This window comes from Butyricicoccus sp. (assembly GCF_050872565.1).
Taxonomy (GTDB): Bacteria; Bacillota; Clostridia; order Oscillospirales; family Butyricicoccaceae; genus Butyricicoccus_A.
Window position 1 is genome coordinate 1 of record NZ_JBNMHC010000265.1, and the last position, 3,198, is coordinate 3,198.

Sequence of the window (3,198 nt, forward strand, 5' to 3'; positions counted from 1 at the left end):
CGGTATTTTGTCCGATTTTACTTTGCACACATCCGCCGCGGCAAAAGGCGGTGGAAAGGAGATATGCATGAAAGATCAATCCCTAATCCGTAATTTCTCCATCGTCGCGCACATCGACCACGGCAAGTCCACGCTGGCAGACCGCCTGCTGGAAAAGTGCCATACTGTCACCCAGCGCGAAATGGAAAGCCAGCTGCTGGACAGTATGGATCTGGAGCGCGAGCGCGGCATCACCATCAAAGCCCGCGCCGTCCGCATGGACTACGAGGCTTCGGACGGCAAAACCTATCAGATGAACCTGATTGACACCCCGGGTCATGTCGATTTTAACTACGAGGTATCCCGTTCTCTGGCAGCCTGTGAAGGCGCGGTACTCGTTGTCGATGCCACGCAGGGCATCGAAGCGCAGACGCTCGCAAACACCTATCTCGCTATCGAGAATAATCTGGAGGTTCTGCCGGTCGTCAACAAGATCGACCTGCCGAGTGCAGACCCGCAGCGCGCCAAGCACGAAATTGAGGATGTCATCGGCATTCCGGCAGAGGATGCGCCGGAAGTCTCTGCGAAAATGGGCACCAACATCGAAGAGGTGCTCGAGCGCATTGTCACGGATATTCCGGCACCGGACGGCGATCCGGCCGCTCCGCTGCAAGCGCTGATCTTTGACAGCCAGTACGACTCCTATCGCGGTGTCATTGTCTATATCCGCGTCATGCAGGGCACAATTCGGCCGGGCATGAAGGTAAAAATGATGGCAACCGGCGCAGAATTTCAGGTCGTGGAGACCGGCTACATGCGTCCGCTGACGCTGGAACCGGCATCTGACGGCTTGGCTGCCGGTGAAGTCGGCTATTTTACCGCGTCGATCAAAAACGTCACGGACACCCGCGTGGGCGATACCGTGACCGGTGTAGAAAATCCGGCACCGGAAGCCCTGCCGGGCTACCGCAAGGTACAGCCGATGGTATTTTCGGGTATTTATCCGGCAGACGGCTCCAAATACCCGGATCTGCGCGATGCACTGGAAAAATTACAGCTCAACGACGCCTCGTTGACCTTTGAGCCGGAAAGTTCCGTTGCTCTGGGCTTTGGTTTCCGCTGCGGCTTCCTCGGACTGCTGCACATGGAAATCATTCAGGAGCGTCTGGAACGCGAATATGATTTGGATCTCATCACAACCGCGCCGAGCGTTATCTACAAAATCAAGCGCACGGACGGCGAAGAAGAATATATCGACAATCCGCTCAACTATCCGGACCCGACCACGCTGGAGTACGCAGAAGAGCCGTATGTCAAGGCGAGCATCATGACGCCGAGCGAATACGTCGGCAACATCATGGAGCTGTGTCAGGAGCGCCGCGGCATCTACAAGGACATGGAGTATATCGACTCCGACCGCGTAGAGATGCACTACGAGCTGCCGCTCGGCGAAATCATTTATGATTTCTTCGATGCCCTCAAGTCGCGCACCCGCGGCTATGCTTCTCTGGACTATGAGCTGATCGGCTACCGCAAGTCCGAGCTGGTCAAGCTAGATCTGCTGCTCAATGGCGATCCGGTCGATGCGCTGTCGTTTATCGTCCACACGGACAAGGCATATGCGCGCGCACGAAAGATTGTCGAAAAGCTCAAGGAAAATATTCCGCGCCAGATGTTTGAAATTCCGGTTCAGGCAGCCATCGGCAACAAGATTATCGCCCGCGAGACCATCAAGGCGATGCGCAAGGACGTGCTTGCCAAGTGCTACGGCGGCGATATTACCCGAAAGAAAAAGCTGCTCGAAAAGCAGAAGGAAGGCAAAAAGCGAATGCGTGCCCTCGGCTCGGTACAGGTTCCGCAGGAGGCCTTCATGGCTGTGCTCAAGCTGGATGAAGAATAAGCTCGGTATTTATATTCACGTGCCGTTTTGCGCGGCAAAGTGCAGCTACTGCGACTTTTATTCGCTGTCCGGCAGGCTGGAACAGCGCGACGCTTACACGAAGCGGCTTATCCATGACGTACAGCAGCAGGCAGCGGTGTGCCGGGATTTTTCTATCGACACGATATATTTCGGCGGCGGCACGCCGAGTCTGCTCGGCGGCACACGCATCGCGCAGATGTTGCAGGCTATTTATGCCAACTACGCCGTAGAACCCGACGCAGAAATCACCGTGGAAGCCAATCCCGACTCGATGACGGACGATTTTCTCACGGTTTCCCGCGAAGCCGGTGTCAATCGGCTGTCCATGGGCATTCAGTCCGCCGATGATCGGGAGCTGCAGGCGCTCGGGCGCATTCACACGTTTGCGCAGGCACGGGACGCCTTTTTCCGCGCGAGACACGCAGGATTTACCAATCTCAGCGTCGATCTCATGTATGCCCTGCCGGGGCAGCGCATGGAGCAGCTGTGCGCCTCACTGGATGCGCTGCTGGATTTACAGCCGGAGCACCTCTCGTGCTACGGACTGACGCTGGAAGAACACACGCCGCTCGGCAGGCTTCATCCGACTTTGCCGGATGAGGACACGCAGGCGGACATGTATCTGGCGGTCTGCGACCGGATGCGCCGCGCCGGTTTCGAGCACTACGAAATCTCGAATTTTGCCAAGCCCGGCTTTGCCAGTCGGCACAACAGCCGCTACTGGAAGCAAAGCCCCTATCTCGGCTTCGGCCCGGGCGCGCACGGCGATTTCGCCGGAGAACGATATGAAATTCCGCGCGATTTATCCGCGTGGCTGCGCGGGCAAGCGCAGCCGGAACGCGAGGACGAGCGCGACATCGACCGCGCCGCCGAGTACATCATGCTGTCGCTCCGGACTTCCGCCGGTTTTGACGCAGATGTTTACACCAAACAGTTTTCGGCAGACCCCACCCCTGTTCAGCGGGTGCTCTCTTCTCTGCCCAAGCAATATGTTCATCATACCGACTCTCGATGGTCTCTCACCGAGGACGGTTTTCTCATCTCCAACGCCGTCATTGTCTCGGTGCTGGAGGAGATTTGATACAAAACACTTTCCCATCACCCAAATTTTAGGAGGAAAACACATGCGTGCAATGTTAACTGTAGCTGGCAAGGACCGCACCGGCGTAATTGCCAAGATTTCCAACACTCTGTTTGAACACAACGTCAACATCGTGGACGTGCGCCAGAACATCATGGGCGGCGATCTGTTCGCCATGATTATGCTGGTTGAGCTGGAGGGCTGCGACATCAGCTTC

At 56.7% G+C, this 3,198-nt stretch carries 3 protein-coding genes; all 3 read left to right on the plus strand.

The features are described 5' to 3' along the window. The first annotated feature begins 67 nt into the window (after positions 1-67). Positions 68-1,879 carry a translation elongation factor 4 gene (gene lepA, locus ACR0P9_RS09795; protein WP_432619665.1) on the plus strand — a complete coding sequence of 604 codons (1,812 nt, stop codon included), beginning with the start codon at positions 68-70 and terminating at the stop codon, positions 1,877-1,879. Further along, on the plus strand, positions 1,869-2,981 hold the full coding sequence (gene hemW, locus ACR0P9_RS09800; RefSeq protein ID WP_432619668.1) for a radical SAM family heme chaperone HemW: 1,113 nt from the start codon (positions 1,869-1,871) through the stop codon (positions 2,979-2,981). Before lepA ends, hemW begins: the two co-directional genes overlap by 11 nt. Before the next feature lie 52 nt (positions 2,982-3,033). Beyond that, the coding region (locus ACR0P9_RS09805) for an ACT domain-containing protein (RefSeq protein ID WP_432619663.1) at positions 3,034-3,198 on the plus strand (165 nt) is incomplete at its 3' end.